Raw genomic sequence first — 17,451 nt, 5'->3', positions numbered from 1 at the left:
GAAATCCTCCTATTTTTTCTGTTACTTCTTTATCTTAACCTTTTTAACCTTACTCCACTTTCCGTACACCTTTTTCCTGCCATTCATCTTATAGGCACGAACTCGAATGTAATACGTTTTGTTCTTTTTCAGTTTCTTTATGGTGTACTTGGTTTTCTTTGTCTGTACGCTTTTTTTCTTTTTGAACTTTTTGTTCATAGCATACTGAAGCTGATAGCCTTTGGCACCAGTGATTTTCTTCCACTTTACGGTAAGTTTCTTACCCTTTCCATTTTTAGCTGAGGTAAGTTTAACTTTGGAAGGTGCTTTTACTTTTACCGTTTTGCTTGATGTGGACTGTTTCTTTCCGGCATTTCCTGTTCCGAATGAAGATGTCTGCGAATTGGTATTTGTATTCGTGTTTGTCTTTGCCTGATACAAAATCGCATAACTGTCGTTATTGGACTCATCACAGTCACCCTCTGCCACATCCGCATGAAGCAGCATATAAACCGCCTGATTTGCATTGTATGACAAATCACTCTTATTCACAGTAATGGTCTTTGTCACACGCTTCCATGGTTCAATGGAAATTTCCTCTGACATATACAACTGCTTGGATTTCTTCTCATCACTGTAAAGTTTCAATGTAGTCGTTGCGGTGCGGTCACTGACATTTTCTAAAGTTGCCGTGATAACCGCCTGACTGCCTTTTTCTTCTACCGTGTTTGTTAACCGGATATCCGATTTACCAACAGAAACGGACACCTGATTCTTTGTGAGGTCGGTCTGTCCTTTTGCATAGACATACACCGATGCTGTCTGCGGATTCGTCACATCCGACAAATTCATGTATGCCGTGCCGGAGACTGTCTCGCCCGGCTGAACGGTCTGCGATATCGTCTTTTCAACCTCCGTACCATCTTCCAATTGAATCCTTACAATCAATTCCTCAATCGGAGTTAATTCCGTATTGGTTGCATAATAGTGAACAGCGGTCAAATCATCCTCCACATCGTACTCATCAATGGAAGCACCTGCTAAGGTCAATTCGGTCTGCGGCGTTTTTGAAATCACAAGAAGCTCATTTAAGTTTGTGCTCTGATTCAATACATTGGCAGCAAACTCCCACTGACCGTCACTCTCCAACACCGGCGATAAATACTGGATTCGCTTGTCTTTTCCGGTATACACTGTAACCGGTTCTGAAAAACCATCCTCTGTTTTCATGGAAACTTTTATGCTTCCTTCGCCGGTCTCATCATCATTTGCAATCCATACAAATCCTTCGTAATCACCATTTTTACAGTAAATCGCAGAAGACGGAATACTGTTTTCATCATCGGTCAGCTCTGTCCCTTCGCCATCCTTTAACTCGTACATCTTTCCATTACGGTTATAAAGCAGTTTGCCGTTCGCATACTGAAGTCCGGCAATGGTTCCCTCATCTGTCCCGGAAGAAATAAGCGTTTTATCTGCCTCATCACAAATCTGCGATTCTCCGTTTTCGTTTTCCGTCAAATAAACGGCATGGTTTGTACCATCTTCTTTATAGACCGCATACTCTTTTACTTCCTTCGTCGTAGAGGCAATCTCCTGCGCTTTGGAAGAGCCGAGTGTCTGTCGGCAAATCGTAGTAGTTCCCTCGTTCTCGACATAATCCTCAGAAGAGCTTCGAAGCCATGTAACGGCAGCACCGTCGCTTCCCTCACTGACTTTCGGCATCATATCCGGTTTGTCGTTATTCGTAAGCTGTGTGGTCTGTTTAAATGTACCGGATGCCTCATCAAAAACGGCTGTCCAGATTTCGGATTTCTTTGCCACGTCATTTAAAATGGTGTTGGCACCGTCACTTACGCTGCCTTCGATTTCCGACTTTTCCTTCTGCCATGCCAATACAAGTTTGCCATCTGCCACTGCCATGTCTGCATACATATCGGCGTATCCATTACCAAAAACTGCTTTTGGTTCCGTCCACGAACCATTTTTGCAGACCGAATACTGTAACACCGTACGGTTTAACTCACTGCGCTCACTGTCATATCCCTGGAAAATCATAACCTTCGTTCCATTGATTTCCTTGATAATCGGCAGTGAACTGGTGAGAATTCCACTTTGCAGAGTCGATTCCGTCATGCTGTCCGTCTGTCCGTTCTGCTTTAATTTTGCAATCGGCTGACTGGCTGCCTTGTGGTTCCATGCAGATGTTTTCTCTGCAAATGAATCATCAATCAAAGAACATGTCCAGCCATCATTTTTCTGATTAAATTTATTGGGATTTGACCACAGTTTAAAGGTTGCACTTTTCAAATCATGCTGCCAGTCCACAAGAAATGCGCAGTACAAATGAATATATGCCGAGGCGGTTGCTGAACAGGATGACTTTGGAAGCAACTGCAAATCACCCGACAATTTTCCACCTACTCCTGCGGTTATAATCTTATTAATTCCATATCCGCCCTCCAGCGAGATTTCCGGTTTTAAACTCAGTTTTCCATCGAGCGTCCATTTCTTTGTGGAAAATGTATATTTCGGTCCAAGTTCTCCTGCAATTTTTCCTCCGCCTGCCAATGACGCATACCACGGTCCAATCGGCGACGCAAACTGCCAGTTGACACTTGCCTTCCAAGCCAGTTCAGGTGCTATCTTACCGGTGGAAGAAATCAGATTTCCATACTTATCATATTCCTGCTCCATGTAGCCTACCGCAGACAAGCTTGGCATCTTGTTAAATTTGCTCACCGAATAAGTAGACCTTTTCACCGGAGCATACCGATATAATAACCCGGTAAGGGAAGCATATTTCTCTGCGTCATTCACGACCTGCTTGTACCTGCTCCACTCCGTTTTGGAATCCAGCATATTGGTTTTACCAACACCGATTGCCATCTTCACGGAATAACTTCCATCTGCCTTTGTTTTCTGAGACAGCGTAACCGGAAATACCGATGTACCTAGGCTCCAGTTGGCAGGAAAAAATTCACTCACTTCCGCACTTAACTTTCCGGATTTGTTGGAACCAAGAGAAAGGTCGGCTCCTTTTGTAACCGTGCCTAGCGATTCATCACGGTCCGATACTACCGGTGGTTCTGTTGCCTGTGATAAATTATCTCCCACACCTGCCGTAACCTCTCCTGCATAACTCCAAAGAGTAGTAGCAGAAAGATTTAAATGCAAAGTGGGACGGACCGCACTATAAACAGTGATATTAGCATGGTTAACACCGCAGCCATTGCTATACACTAAGGTAGCACGAGTACTATCGTAACCTGGCGAACGCAGCCACCAATCACTATCCAGCTCGTACGTCGTACTCGCCCTTTTCGCATATGCTGTATTTTTTGCTTCTCTAGTTTCACTATCCCATTCAAACTCACCATCAAATCCATAAGTAGTATTACATGCTTCTGCAATTGATAAAAGATACACTTTATCTGTGGTATTCTCTCCACCTTCTGTATCACAATATGGATTATCATCATTCACAACCGTTGTGTTCCTTATTGCAGCCTGTTCTGCCAATGTAAATGCCGTATTTAAAAATGTATCATTCAACCAGGTACGAAGGGTACAGGTTGCCCATGTTACATCCGTATATTTCTCGTTATACGGTTTAGCATCCAAGTTTTGGTCTGCCAACAAAAAAGCATCATTTCCATTTACGGAAAGGACTCGCCATTTAATTGGTTCTTTTGTTGAACTGTTACTTTGATAATAGTTTCCAAAATAGATACAATCCCATGTTGTTACACCGTTACTAATCGTTGGATTACTTAATCCATAGGACGATGTACTTTCTGCCGCACCGCTTTTCAGGGTATGTACCGGCAACACAAATGATGATACTATCAAAGCCATTATTGTCAGCATGGAGACTAAACATCTACCACACCTGTTTTTTTTCATCAATAATGGAACTAATCTCATAAAATATTTTCCTCCTTCTATAAAACGTTGTTAATAAATTCATTTAATAAACTTTAATCCTCACAGTAATGGATTTCCGTTACTTTTCCTTTTTTGAATTTAAACTGAAAATACGATGATTTCTTAATCTTCTTAATGTATTTTCCAATCTGCGATTTTTTAATTTTCTTTTTGTTGTAACTTGGCGTCACATGAATAAATTTTGTGGCTGATGTGATTTTAAAAGTTCTTTTTTTCTTCTTCATTCCTGAATCCGCACTATACAACGCACAATATGTTACGAGTTTCTTTTTGGTAAGTGTATATTTACCATTTACTTGCCAAATATCCGTTTGCTCTGCCGATGCCGGCACAGACGGTACTACTGCTGTCGCTGCTACAATTGCTAAAATCATTACAAAACTAATTAATTTTTTCATTTTACTCATCCTTTCCTTTGCTTTTACATTATCAAAACTCCGCTTTTTGTATCCTTTATAATCGTCTACAAATATCTTCTCCTATTAAACTCTTCTTGCTTTGCTCTTTCTCTCTCCTGCTTTTGTTGCTGTTGCTGTTTTCTAAATTCATAAACATCCCTTGTCAAAATTTCATAGCCATAGAATGTTTGAACCTCCTGATCGCTGCCTTCTGATGAAGTATAGTTAAACGTGCCAGTCGAAGAAATTCCCGTTATGGAACCGCCCCCATTAAAATGATATAAAAAAGAATCTTGTTTAATCTCTTTATAACTATTAGGCAATGCCTGATGCAAACAATCCGCTATAGCATCTATTGATAGATGTGAAACGTTATCTGAATGATACCCATTTTCTTCTAATGGAAAATCGACTTCCGCACCGTTCCTTGGTTTTATAGTAACAATCAACTTCGTTTCTCGCTTTTCGATATCTTTTAGAGTATATCTTCCCCATATATCATTTGTCAGCAATCGTGCACCTACTCTTACATATTCATAATTTCCCTGCAATAAATTGTTTTTCCTTATAATATCGTTTACAAGCAGCTCTATATTTGTTCGTCTATCTTTATTAACACGGTTTATTGCCGGTGTCCTTTCTCTCTTCTTTTTTAAAAGTTTACCTATGAAAATACATACTCCAATTCCTGCTACTATCACTAATATTGCACCTATAACATTCCCCAACAGTCCTTGTGCAGATAGGGTACATATTACAACAAAAGCGATTACAGCCCAAATTAATCCATCCATTTTTCACCACTGCTATGAAGTGACCTTTGTCAAATGTAAATCGTAAAAATCACCACATATTTTTCCTTTCATTAAATTTTAACGCTGGTTATTTCTATCAGCTGACTAAACGAGCCTCCACAACTTTTCCCGCACGAACTTTTAATGTAATTCCAAAACTTAGCAGTCCTTTACTTCCTTTTCTTAAATATCTTGCACATTTTGCTTTCGATATTCTCTGCATAGGATCTTCCCCACCTGCAATGTAATATTTGGTGCATTTCGTTATTTTAAACTTTCGGGTTTTTTCTCCCATAAATTTTACTTTTTTCGATGTATCATTTAAGCGACTTCCTTTTGTAAGTGCTCCTGATATCTTAAGTTTATTTCCTTTTATGGACGCATCATAAGCAATTCCCTGCTTGTTCTTTTTACTACTGTCATAATAATAGACATATTCACTCGGATTTAATGTCGTTTCATAATATTGATATTTTGCCTTCGCCTTCACATCATGTGACGGAACAGCAAGCACACCAAATGCTGTTGTCATAAATAAACTTGCCAGAACAAAAATAACTAATTTTGTTTTCTTCATATAATTTCACTCTCCTTGCCTTACAAAATCATTTATATATATTATTTTAATTCCAATAACCTCTTTGGTTTTACTCTATAATTCCTTCACTTCTTGCCCATCCCATCATGTTATTAAAATCAACATAAATCTTGTTGTTTTCGGCGATTTCACGTGCATATTTCAGCGCATGTGGATGCCCACAATCATATGCTGCATAGAAATAAAAAATCGCCAATTTTTTCATTTGTATAGATGCTGATTCATTAACTACATGTTCTCCTGCAGAACGATAACTTGTACCTAATCCATACAAAGTTTCTATTTCTTCATCTTGACTGCTTAAATACTTTCGTGCTTCCTCATAGCAATGAACTCTTTTTCCATCATAATCAAGCAATTTCTCATTTATGTCTTGACCATTACTTGTAAAAGAAAGTTGCGTTTGCCAATATTCATAACATTTTCCCATTCCGCAATAACCGCTGGCACTCTGCTGTTCTGCTGCCGCATGATACCATTCATATGCTTTATTATAATCAATCCCACCGCAGCCATTGTTGCAAGTGTAAGCAAGTGCTACTTGATTTTGTGCAAAAACGTCTCCTGATTGTGCTGCCTTAAGATACCATTTAAAACTCTGTTCTGCATTTGCTTCCGTCAATAATCCAATACTATACTCACGTGCTATTGATGTCATTGCATCTATGTTACCTCTATTAGCCAATGGTTCTAACATACGCATAAATGTATTAAAATCAAGTGCAGATATTCCGTAATAATACATCGCCTTTGGATTGCCACTTTCTGCATCTTTAGCATATATTTTTCGTCGTGCCTCAGCAATGCGCTCATATATATCCGGCTCATTTCGCTGAAACATACTATCTAACATATCTTGCGCCCATTGTTCGCCATTATCTCTTGCACGAATCATTTTTGTAAAATCATCTTCAATTTCAATTCCAATCGCATTACTTACATTACTTATAATATTATTTAAAAATTTCATTTGTTATCCTCCACTTATCTCATTTCTCCCATTGAAACCAAATCAACTTTATACATCATTTGCAAGTACCGTGCAGCTATATCACTGCATTTATTCTGTTCATACAATTCTACCAACCGGCAAATTTCTTTATAAATATAGTCAAGCATTTCATTTTTCCTATCTGATTGATTAATCCGCTCCACAATTTTAGGGGCTCGCTCATAATAAGCATCAATCATTTCTTTTCCATATTGTTTGCTCTTTAAATATTCGTCACGAAACTTTCTCATGATTGTAAGTTCATGGCAATCATCCGGAAGCCCTTTATATTCACAACATGCAGTTGTCAAAAAGCATCCCGTACCAGACGACGAACGAGTCTCTTCAAAATATAAGCATGCCGAATCATTTTCATAAACTTTTGAATTATTATATCTTTTGCACCATCCATATACTGAATTTTCGCGGTCATATTCAACGCAGTCTCCACATACACTCATATCTCTTGCCTCCTTAAAACTATTTTTTAATTACAACTTTCTTTGCCGACCACTTACCATATACTTTCTTTTTCTTAGTATTTTTGTAAGCACGAATACGAATATAATATTTTTTCCCTTTCTTTAATCCCTTTATTATAATCGAATGTTTTTTTGCACTACAGCTCTTTGTTTTTCTTTTTTTCTTAAATAATTTATTTTCAGCGTACTGCAACTGATATCCTGACACTTTACTATTTTTTTTCCAAGACACCTTCACTGACACCTTACTTTTTTGCAATTTATATTTCTTTATTTTAATACCTTTAACCTTCCCTACACTTTTGTTTATTCTTTTGACGGATGATTTATTAGTTGCATTAAAACTACTAGTTTTGTTATTAGTTACATTATTGTCCACAACATTATCTTTTTTTGTATTGGAAGTATTGCTCTTACTGTCATCATAATAATCATCATCTATCTTATCATCATCGTCCGTGTCATTATTTCGTGACTCATAATATAACGGTACAAAAACATAATTATCTGACAAATATTTTTCATTATCATCACCTTTCACTGCAATGTATAGGTTACTATCATCCTCTACTAATTGCTTTTCAAATTTAGATTTTGAAATTACAATTCGCTTTATTTCACCAGCAGTAATGTTATCTATATCAATGCTATACAGTTTTTTCCCATCACTGTTATTCTCATAAATATCCATTTTAGCATTTGTTTTAAATGCTGAATTATTTTTTACATATATTACAACGTAATTATTCTTTTTTATGGCTGATAATTCGAGTTCCGATTGTCCAATCTTCAGCTCTCCAGCAGAACTTTCTGAATTATTTAATTGATTAATATATTTACATTCTAATTTACCTCCTTTTTCAATTTGTTTTGGATACTTGACAGTCACAGGAAGATTTGCTTCATCTCCGCTATTTATTATATTTGCAATTTCCTTTTCCCCTATCATTTCACCATCAAGCAGAATTTGAACTTTTCCTGATTGAATTGCATTGAGTCCCTTGTTTCTTAATGCTACCATTATCTCCGTCTTCTCACCTGGAGAAGCCATTATATCCTCATTGTCTTGAAACTCTACTTCTGTTTTCGTATATGCATTAAATCGGACGCCGCAAATTTTACTCATTACCTCAATATTATCTTTCGAAATATCACACTTCTTTTTCACATAAACAAAATAATACCCGTTATCAGTGCCTATCCCACTAACAGCTCCAACATATCCGGTTTGTTCTGTTATAGGGACGGGAGTTGACATTTTACCATCTTTTAGGATAGCTGCATATAAATGCGTTCCTGTTTGAACTGATTTTTTAGCTATTACTAATTTCTTTTCTCCTCCTGATACAATTTGAAAATCTGTATATCCAGTGGTATCCTCGAACAACGAGATATAATTATCCGTATCCGTGTACCCATATCCTTTCGAAGATGAATAAGCAATAACATTTTTCCCTTCAATGTTTACAAACGAAACATTTGATATATTATCACTATCCTTGTCTACTACCGTACTTTCACCTCCTTGTATATTTAACAGATTCAAAATACCATCGGTTCCTGTTTCAGCATTTCCGTCTTTATCCGTTATGTAAGCAAGGCAAATTTCATCTGACACTTTTCCTATTTGTGCCGATATAATCACTAACGAGTTGCTTTCAATCAACACACTTTCTTCTTGCCAAACATCATTTAAACACGTTGCATAATGTACGCCATTTTTTCCAGATAAATTTATAAGATCTCCTTCTGAATTTGTCAACCATGCAGCATACACAGTATTTCCATCAACAGCTAACGAAGGTTTCACATCTGCATAATTATTTTCTGTCAATACTGTTGTTGAACTAAATTCATTTTTATCCGTATCAAATTTTGTAACTGCTATTTCACATTTTTTTGCAATTTCAGAAATTGACGAATCCGATTTTTCCTCTTTTGAAGAATTTGTCCATGCAATATAAATATCTTTTCCACAGACAACCGCATCAAAATAATAATCTGCTGTATGATCGTCATCAACAATTTTAGGTTGCATCCATGAATCACTATTTTTATCATATAAGGAATACATTAATACTGATTGATTACCTACTGTACGCGAAGCATCCAACGAATTAAAAAGCATCAATTTCGTTCCATTATCTGTCGCAACAATTTTAGGGTTTGAATCCTCATACGCATTTTCCTCTAATACTCCAGCATACTTATTCTCAGTTTCTTTCTTTAACACACCATCCCATATATCACCTGAAGAGGTCTTCTGCTTTACAAAATCACACTCTCTTATTTTCGTTGATTCTTTAGTGATTCTGGATGTCATCTCTTTACCATCACTGCTATATACAATTTTCTTACCACTTTTCCAAAGCGGTTTACGATAAATATTGCCCAAAAGTGACGCGCTTACGCCAGCCTCCCCTTCAACATAATCTCGGACTACAACTTGATCCTCCTCATTTCTACTATCTGATTCCAAAGAAACAGTGTTAGAAAACGAACCATAGCACGAGACATCACAAATATACGCAACACCAACACCACCAGATAATGTTACTTTAGGCAGAACAATATCCCATGTACCATTTGAATACACAGACACCGTATCATTTGAAAAGTCAAGTCCAAGATTGATTTTCTGAGCAGAACTAAGTTCTAATTCAGCAGAAATTACAACTGGAATTTCCACCACTGCAACCTGCCATTTTTTTTCTGTTTTAAAACTAAGCTGTACATTAATTTGTCCTGAAACAGATTTCATCTTTTGATGATCCTCATTCATAACACCTTCAACAAATCCATAAACTGATGCTTTTATATTCTTCCTTGCTGGCATAGAAGCATACCCTTTTTTTTCAGCCAATTTCAATAGAGATGAACCATTTTTTATAGATTGGTCATGTTTTTCAACTGCCTTTTTAAATGTATTCCACTCTTCCTGTTCTAAATCAAACAAACTGGTGTCACTATTTTTTAAATCTACACCAATCCCAGCCCGAATCATGTCTCCTGACATTTCCATTTTTACAGGAACCATGCCAAAATCTAAAGCAACCTCTCCGCCACCAATAACTGGTATAGAATCCGGTAATGTAAAACTGGTTTTCAATCCATTTAATTTTACATCCTCGTATTTAAAGGCATTATCCTTTAACTCCTTATATGCATTTGTCATGTCAACGTCATGCTGCAATTGATTTTCTGAAACTTCTCCACTGTCAATCTTTTTTAACAATGGTTCTAAATTATAGATGTAATACTCATTTTCCGTAGTTTGAAAAATTGCAACAGTAGCACCAACTCTTGCTTTATTTGCATAACTATAATACATTCCTGACTCTGAATGCCCATTTACCTGTGCTGAAATGAGTTCTAAACCACTTCTGCTTACTACAGCAGCTTGATTGCCAACCAAAACTTTTCCTATTTTGCTGTCAAAATCAACATAATCCATCCACTCATCTAAAATAATATCTCCGTTTTGTGAGCAATAGTTATAAACATAATCACTGTCATTATAAACGTAATCGTCATCCTTCTTTTTCCTAACAACAAATATTCCTGTTTCATATACCGAAGCATTCCACGACCAACACGAATATCCGCATACACTTTCATCAAGCAATCTCTCGCCCTTAATATTATATATACCATCTTCTGTTGTATACACCCCTGTTTTTGCAAAATCATAAACATCTTCCGCTATAATGTCCATGTCAGTATTTATTATAAAATAATCAGATCCATCACTACACAATATAACCGCTATATCATCTTTTTCATAAACATTGCGAACATTGCCTGTTAGCTTTTTCTCTGTATCTAAATTAATTATTTCGAGATTTCTATTTGTCTTCTTTCCATAACCGAGATAACTATCTCCTGCTTTTTTTACTTCCAAACAATCCCATATCTTATCTTTTTTAATATCATATACAATACCTCCTGTCTCTAAAAATCTGTCGCATACAATATCAAAATGCTCTCTATTATCAGACAAAGAAACGTAAGGAATCCATTCATCTTCCAACTTTTTAATTTCATTCCCCATTGCATCGACTAAATAATAAGGACCATCACCCATAACATTTTTACTTACAATACCATAATTCCCCTTCCAAAAATAAAGTCTATATATATCAGTCTTATATTTCTGCTTTTCTTTTTCAAGAACATATCTCTTCTCTTGTGTTCCACCACTTTCACATCCCCAAAAAGCTATTCCATCTTTTAACTTAACAACATCTGAAACAGATTTATAAGGAAGTTTTGTTTTTCCCTTTTCATTCACATAATATAAATTTTCTTCTAGTGTATTATTATCATTATCGTGAACATGCTCCCCCACATAAATTCCACTTTCTGTTATACTCGCTATATAATAATTTCCCCATTCTTTTTCCGTATCCACTGCGGATAAAGTATAATTTAAAGAACCATCTTTTGCATTCAACCATGCTATTTTCTTTCCTTTAATTCCTTTTCCATAAAAAAGAACAGCCCACCAACCATCATAACAAGCCCAATCACGTCCCCCATCATTATTTGGCGAATACACTAACTGAACACCGCCTCCATCTTCACTTTCTAAATGACGAATCGTCTTTTTATTAGAGCATAAATACAATTCATTCTCATCCTCAACCACATATGTTTCTGTTGCCTTATCACAGTAAACCGAAGGAGAGTCTTGATCTTTCAAATCAATAATTTTACCTGCTTCGCAATTTAATATCTTTCCGCCATTTTCATCATATACGATAAACCCCAGTATTTTTTTATTCTTTTCAGAAGTAAATGCATTTGCATTTTCCTTAGTAACTGTTATGCCTCTAATAGAAGATGCAGCAAGCTCATACAATTCACCTTTTGTAACATTAATCAAATCCTTCTTATTTGTTTCTGGATTCGTAATTGCATAAAAAACATCTGAATCATCTGAGTCGTAATATGATCCGATCCTCTGTACATTATTCTTATTAAACTCATGAGTTGTTTCATAGGAACACAACAAACCATTTACTCCAATTACATAAATTCTTTTTCTATTATTCTCAAGGTTTTCCTGCAAAAAAGTCAATTCTTGACAAACCCAATCTAAAATTTCTTCCGTATTATCGGAAGTTACAGTTAATTTTATGGCTTTTATATTGCTATTTTTAATTCCATAGGTTGTATTTTCTAATTTAAATGGAACATCGTTTGTTTGTGCCTGCACCATAATATTATTGCATAAAAAACTCTCAGTTTCTAAAACAACCACAAGAAAAAGAGCTATAAATTGTCGTATAATTTTTGTTTTCATAAACCAGTCTCCTTAATATTCTATAACTTAATTTTCGATGTTTCCTAAATTGCTTTCTTCAAATTCTTCTTCGTTACTTTTTTGAATTTATAGCTCATCTCATAAATATTTCCTACCAGTTTGTTTCGCTTTTTTTCAAATTTTGACTCACTTACCTTTTTGCCATTAATAAAGAAACCATCCATTGTACTTTTATCTAATGTCGCTATTTTCTTTTTCTTACCCTTCTTATATTTGTAAACAATTTCCCTGCCATCAGTAAAAGTTCCAGAGTACATCGTAATTACACTTTTTTTCGTGTTGTAATAATACTCTGTTCCTCTCTGCCAACTATTGAATACTTTAACGATGCATTTAACTTTTCCGTTTACGCAGGCATACAAAGCAGTATCTGTTCCACCATTCCAATCCTTTGCCATTGACCAACCATTTACCATACATTCATCAATTCCATCATGGTCAAAATCAATATAGCAAAAATAGATTGGCCCTTGTGCATTTATATAGCCATTTTTCGTCAACTGCTTGTTCAATTTAAGCAGGGTAGTCATGTACTTTTTATGAACGGTACGATTGCTCATTTTTGCAGAAACATGACTGCTATTCACACCACATATAATTGCTACCAGGCATAATAGCGCAACCTGAATTCCAAAATATCTTTTCATCTTTCTTCCTCCATTCATCATTTCACTTTACATTTTTTCGTAATACTCCATTTGCCGTATACTTTCTTTGTGCCAACTTTTTTAAATGCTCTGACACGAACATAATACGTCTTTTTCCGTTTTAATCCTCTCAATTTAACTCTTTCTGCATAAAGGTCATATCGTTTTGTTTTCTTCTTTTTGGTAAACGATTTGTTTAATGCATACTGCACCTCAAATCCATCCTGTGAAACAAACCACCGCCAAGTTACGACAAGACTCTTTTTCGCTGCCTTTTTGACCTTAACGCCGGTCACTTTCTTAACCGTCACATTATCACTTGAAGTATCACTGCTGCTCCAGTTGTAATCGGAGTCATCGGTCTGTGATGATGGCTTTTTAGTGGCCTGCGGTTTCTTCGTAGACTGCGGACGGTTGGTCGCCTGCGGCTTTTGCGTGGCGTTCGGCGTATTGGTTGGAGCCGGTGTGCTTGTCGCCGTTGGCATCTTGTCAAATTCACCGATAAATCCAACGTCTACACTCTGCCCTGTATAATCGTTCCATTTACCATTTGCATACATTTGTACGTAGTTTTCTCCCCCGCAGTCAGCCGTATTATTTGGCTCATTTTGCGACCAGTTGGTGTATGTTACGGCGGAACCGTCACGCCAGACAAATTTTCCTTCTGCCTTCTCATCGCTAGCACCAATGTAAAAGGTTTTATTTAATTCTTTTACTTTTTGAGCAATCACATTATTTTTTTCTTCTGATTCGATTTTCACCAGATTTCCACCAAGTTCCTTGCAATAACGTTCTGCCAGTGCATAAGGAATTCCCGCCGTGTAAAAACGGTAAACTTTGTTTCCATACGTAATCTCAGCCGCCGGTTTAAGATTCAGTGGCGTTTCCAAAATAAAACCGGAATAAATGTACGAGGACGGCATGTCATTCCAGCGTCCATGTCCACGGATTGCCGCCATATAAAATTCACTGTTACCGGCGCAATCCGGCTGTGCAGCATCCCAATTGGTATATGTAACGCTTGAACCACTCTGCCATTTCCACGGCTGTCCTTTTCCCGCCTGACTTCCGCCGATGTAATAATACTGTCTTATCTGGTCGGATACTAAATTAGTAATTACCTGCTGTTTTTGTGCATCTTCCACTTCAGCAAGTTTACTTTGCAGTTTGCCGGACAGCGTTTTCATTTCATCCCACGAATAATTCTCGTTATACAAAGACAACAAAGAATTTCCATACTTTACTATCTTCTGCGGAAACAGACCTAATGGAACTACACAGCCACTTCTGCCGCAACTGTAATTTCCGTATTTATCATAAACGTAAATATGCGTAACATAACTTCCTACTTCGTTATTGTGTTCTGAAATGTTTACCCGGAACCGGTAAGTATCACCGGAAACACGCGTACCTCTTACTGCTTGATTGGTCCACCAGTCTTTGGCAATGTCATCCTGATCGTTTTTCACAGTCCACGTCGGAAACTGTACGCGGTCCACCCCACTCGCATCGCTTGCCTTACATTCTACGGTGTAGCCTTTGGAATCTTTTTCTACCACTTTGATATCCGTCAATGTCGGTGCCGTGCGGTCAATATAAACAATCGATGTTGGCACACCACTTTTATTTCCGGATGAATCCCATGCATAAATATGTGTCACATAGTTTCCCTGCACCGCTCCGGATTTGAGAGAGGAAAGTGAGATTCTTGCAGATGCCGTATTTCCGGATACACTGCCCTGAATCCAGTTTGCATCCTCGCCTCGGTGTTTGTCAGTGTTCCAGGAAGGAAATTCCACCTTGGAAATGCCTACATTATCTGATACGTTGCAGACTACGGTATAGCCATCCGCATTGACATCCGTGATTCGGACATTGCTGATGGTTGGGGGCGTTGTGTCTGATGTAAAGTTTGGTCGAATTGCACATGCCAGACACCTTACATGAAACCAATTTTGTGTACAATAAGATCTACCTGCATAATTTTGATTCACTGCATTAAATCCAACCGAGTCAATTGAGGTAATAATTCCTACATGCCCATTTTCACCGGTAGTACAAACCGAGCAGCCATTCTTTGCCTTAAACACCGCAATATCACCCGGCTGGTAATTTGAATATACTCTTGTCCATCCGGGCGGAAGACTATTCGATGTATATTGAATAGCATTGCCTCTTGCATATCCGGCAACCCCATAATGTGCATAATAGTACTTAATTAAATCCACACACTGGTTTCCCTTAACACCATCATAATCTAAGCCTTTCCCAATCTGTGACATAGCCCAAGATACGCCTTCCTCTTTTGTTGCAGCCTGTACCTCAGTTTTGTCAACACTAACAAAAGCAACAAAAAGAAGCATTGCTCCAAGACTTGCAATCAACATTTTTCGTAATTTTTTCATACCAATCTCTCCTTTCTACACAAAATACTTCTCAATCGTTTTCTGCATTCCTCTCGCCACAGGAAGCACCACATTTCCTGCGACGGTACACTCCCGATACCCAACTCCCATAAGGTAGTCTGTATTAATCACATAACTGTGATGAATTCGAATAAAGTTATCCGGCATCTTCTCCAAAAATGCAGCTAATGTCATGCGGCTATGAACAGTTCCCCATCCATTGGTAGTGATATACAAATCATGGTTCAGTATTTCCGCATAAATAATCTGCTTGATGGGTAATCGAAGCTTTTTCCCCTCACTGTAAAAGTAAAACATGATATTCTCCTCGAAACGCTTTTTCCACCCCTTTTCTATATTCCCATAGTATACAAAATCCCCTTACCAACTTTTTTTCAAAATATTTAGGATTTCTAAAAAGGTATAAAAATCCACCACTATTTTATCACCTTATGGCGAAAAATCGGGTGTTGTGTCGTAACTAACGGTTCTATCGACGTAGACGGTAAAATTTTCCTATTGGTAAATTTAAAATATAGAAAATGCAAAAAAGACAGCTGCCGCTGATTTTGCAACAACTGTCACTTCGATTATTCATATTTTCTTAAAGTCCCATTTCCTCACAGATATCCCCATACCAATACACTTCTTCTTTTTCGATATAAGAAAGTAAGATAGCATCCATTTCAAATTCCGGATTCAGTTTGCTCATATTGCATGCGGTCAGTGTCGCCTCGGAAAGGCGCAAAAACATTTCCTTTGCCTCACCGGCAGGAGCACGCTGTAAACAAACCGTATAAATTAACGGCAGCAAGTCTTCCCGCTGAATCTGCGGGCACCGCTGTTTTTTATCGGCACTCCATGTCTCTAAACAGGCACGCGCAGTCTTTACATCCCGGCACGCCTCCTCTGTATGGATATTTTCAGCAATAAATTTTAAAATCCACTCCGGAACCTGTGCACCGCCAGGCAAGTGCTTTAACTGTCTTTTCGCCTGTGCCGCATGAATTAACTGTTCCTTCTGAATCGGACCACGAAACAAATCCGAATAGCGCTTCGCATAACGTGAACTGTCTCCAAAGACCTCTGACAAAAACTTTGCATTGGACGGTTTTGTCGCATAAACCGACTTTGCAAGTTCCCAGATAACCTCCTGCATATGCTGTGCCACCGTGTACTGGCGCGCATACCGGTTTTTATGTAAAAAACGGTCAATTTGTTTGCGCGGAGTTTCCCTGCGTTTTCCGTGCTTTTGCTGCCATGCAGGGAAATTCACTTCATCGAGAAGTTCATCTAAGCGTTTTTTCTCTTCATCTCTCACCCACGAAAGAATACTGTCTCTGTATTGTTTCACATAATTAAGTGCCGTCTGGCTGTACCCTTTGAACCAGTCGACACGTCCTCCCATCCACCACAGAAATTCCTCCGTGGAAAAATCAATCGTTCCCTCATACGCATTCATCAGCTCTCTCGTACTCCGTGTGTGGGAAATCACCACATTGTCTTCTAAATTTTCCTCATAGAAAGCAATCATTTTCTCGCACTGCTCCATCGATTTCTTATGGTCAATGCCGTAAAGATAAATCATTTCCTGATAATCATTGACATAAAAAGACGGTTCACCGATTCCCACCATCAAATACTGCTTCGTCTCCTCCCTGTCAAGCCCCATGGCAAATGCCATTTGGAAAATGTTGTACCGGCTCGGTTTGTGATACCCATTAATTCCAAACCAGCGGTGCATCGTAGGAAGAGAGGCGAAATCCACACGGCCGGTTCGCTGGCGGAATACTAAAAATGCCTGACGCCTCGTCTGTTTATCCGGTTCATTTTCTCCCCATGGATACCCCATCCGCTCCATAATAAATTCATCAAATCTCATC

At 37.8% G+C, this 17,451-nt stretch carries 11 protein-coding genes; all 11 read right to left on the bottom strand.

Annotated elements, in window-relative coordinates; genetic code table 11:
• Positions 1 to 21: 21 nt before the first annotated feature.
• Positions 22 to 3,906 (bottom strand): DUF6273 domain-containing protein, encoded by a 3,885-nt coding sequence (locus tag DW005_RS08810; protein WP_117478996.1) that lies wholly within the window; start codon positions 3,904 to 3,906, stop codon positions 22 to 24.
• Between the two features lie 53 nt (positions 3,907 to 3,959).
• A complete protein-coding gene (locus DW005_RS08805) occupies positions 3,960 to 4,325 on the bottom strand; it encodes a hypothetical protein (protein WP_117478995.1) in 366 nt (121 codons plus the stop codon).
• Positions 4,326 to 4,390: 65 nt separating this feature from the next.
• Complete coding sequence (locus tag DW005_RS08800; protein WP_117478994.1) at positions 4,391 to 5,119, bottom strand: hypothetical protein; 729 nt, start codon at positions 5,117 to 5,119, stop codon at positions 4,391 to 4,393.
• 97 nt (positions 5,120 to 5,216) lie between these two features.
• The gene (locus DW005_RS08795) at positions 5,217 to 5,696 is read right to left on the bottom strand and encodes a hypothetical protein (RefSeq protein ID WP_117478993.1); all 480 of its coding nucleotides are present in this window, start codon (positions 5,694 to 5,696) and stop codon (positions 5,217 to 5,219) included.
• A 70-nt stretch (positions 5,697 to 5,766) separates the two neighbouring features.
• Positions 5,767 to 6,687 carry an SEL1-like repeat protein gene (locus DW005_RS08790; protein WP_117478992.1) on the bottom strand — a complete coding sequence of 307 codons (921 nt, stop codon included), beginning with the start codon at positions 6,685 to 6,687 and terminating at the stop codon, positions 5,767 to 5,769.
• A gap of 14 nt (positions 6,688 to 6,701) precedes the next feature.
• Positions 6,702 to 7,169 (bottom strand): CFI-box-CTERM domain-containing protein, encoded by a 468-nt coding sequence (locus DW005_RS08785; protein WP_117478991.1) that lies wholly within the window; start codon positions 7,167 to 7,169, stop codon positions 6,702 to 6,704.
• 19 nt (positions 7,170 to 7,188) lie between these two features.
• A complete protein-coding gene (locus DW005_RS08780; protein ID WP_117478990.1) occupies positions 7,189 to 12,495 on the bottom strand; it encodes a fibronectin type III domain-containing protein in 5,307 nt (1,768 codons plus the stop codon).
• Between the two features lie 44 nt (positions 12,496 to 12,539).
• Entirely contained in the window at positions 12,540 to 13,163 is a 624-nt protein-coding gene (locus DW005_RS08775) for a hypothetical protein (protein WP_117478989.1), read from the bottom strand.
• A 17-nt stretch (positions 13,164 to 13,180) separates the two neighbouring features.
• On the bottom strand, positions 13,181 to 15,568 hold the full coding sequence (locus tag DW005_RS08770) for a lectin-like protein (RefSeq protein WP_117478988.1): 2,388 nt from the start codon (positions 15,566 to 15,568) through the stop codon (positions 13,181 to 13,183).
• A gap of 15 nt (positions 15,569 to 15,583) precedes the next feature.
• Entirely contained in the window at positions 15,584 to 15,886 is a 303-nt protein-coding gene (locus DW005_RS08765; protein ID WP_117478987.1) for a LytTR family DNA-binding domain-containing protein, read from the bottom strand.
• Between the two features lie 286 nt (positions 15,887 to 16,172).
• Positions 16,173 to 17,450 (bottom strand): hypothetical protein, encoded by a 1,278-nt coding sequence (locus tag DW005_RS08760; protein ID WP_117478986.1) that lies wholly within the window; start codon positions 17,448 to 17,450, stop codon positions 16,173 to 16,175.
• Position 17,451 lies beyond the last annotated feature (1 nt).

The sequence above is a fragment of the Clostridium sp. AF36-4 genome (genome assembly GCF_003435975.1).
Classification (GTDB): Bacteria; Bacillota; Clostridia; order Lachnospirales; family Lachnospiraceae; genus Eubacterium_F.
Note: the sequence above shows the minus strand (reverse complement) of the source record. Positions and strands in the feature narration are given on the sequence as shown.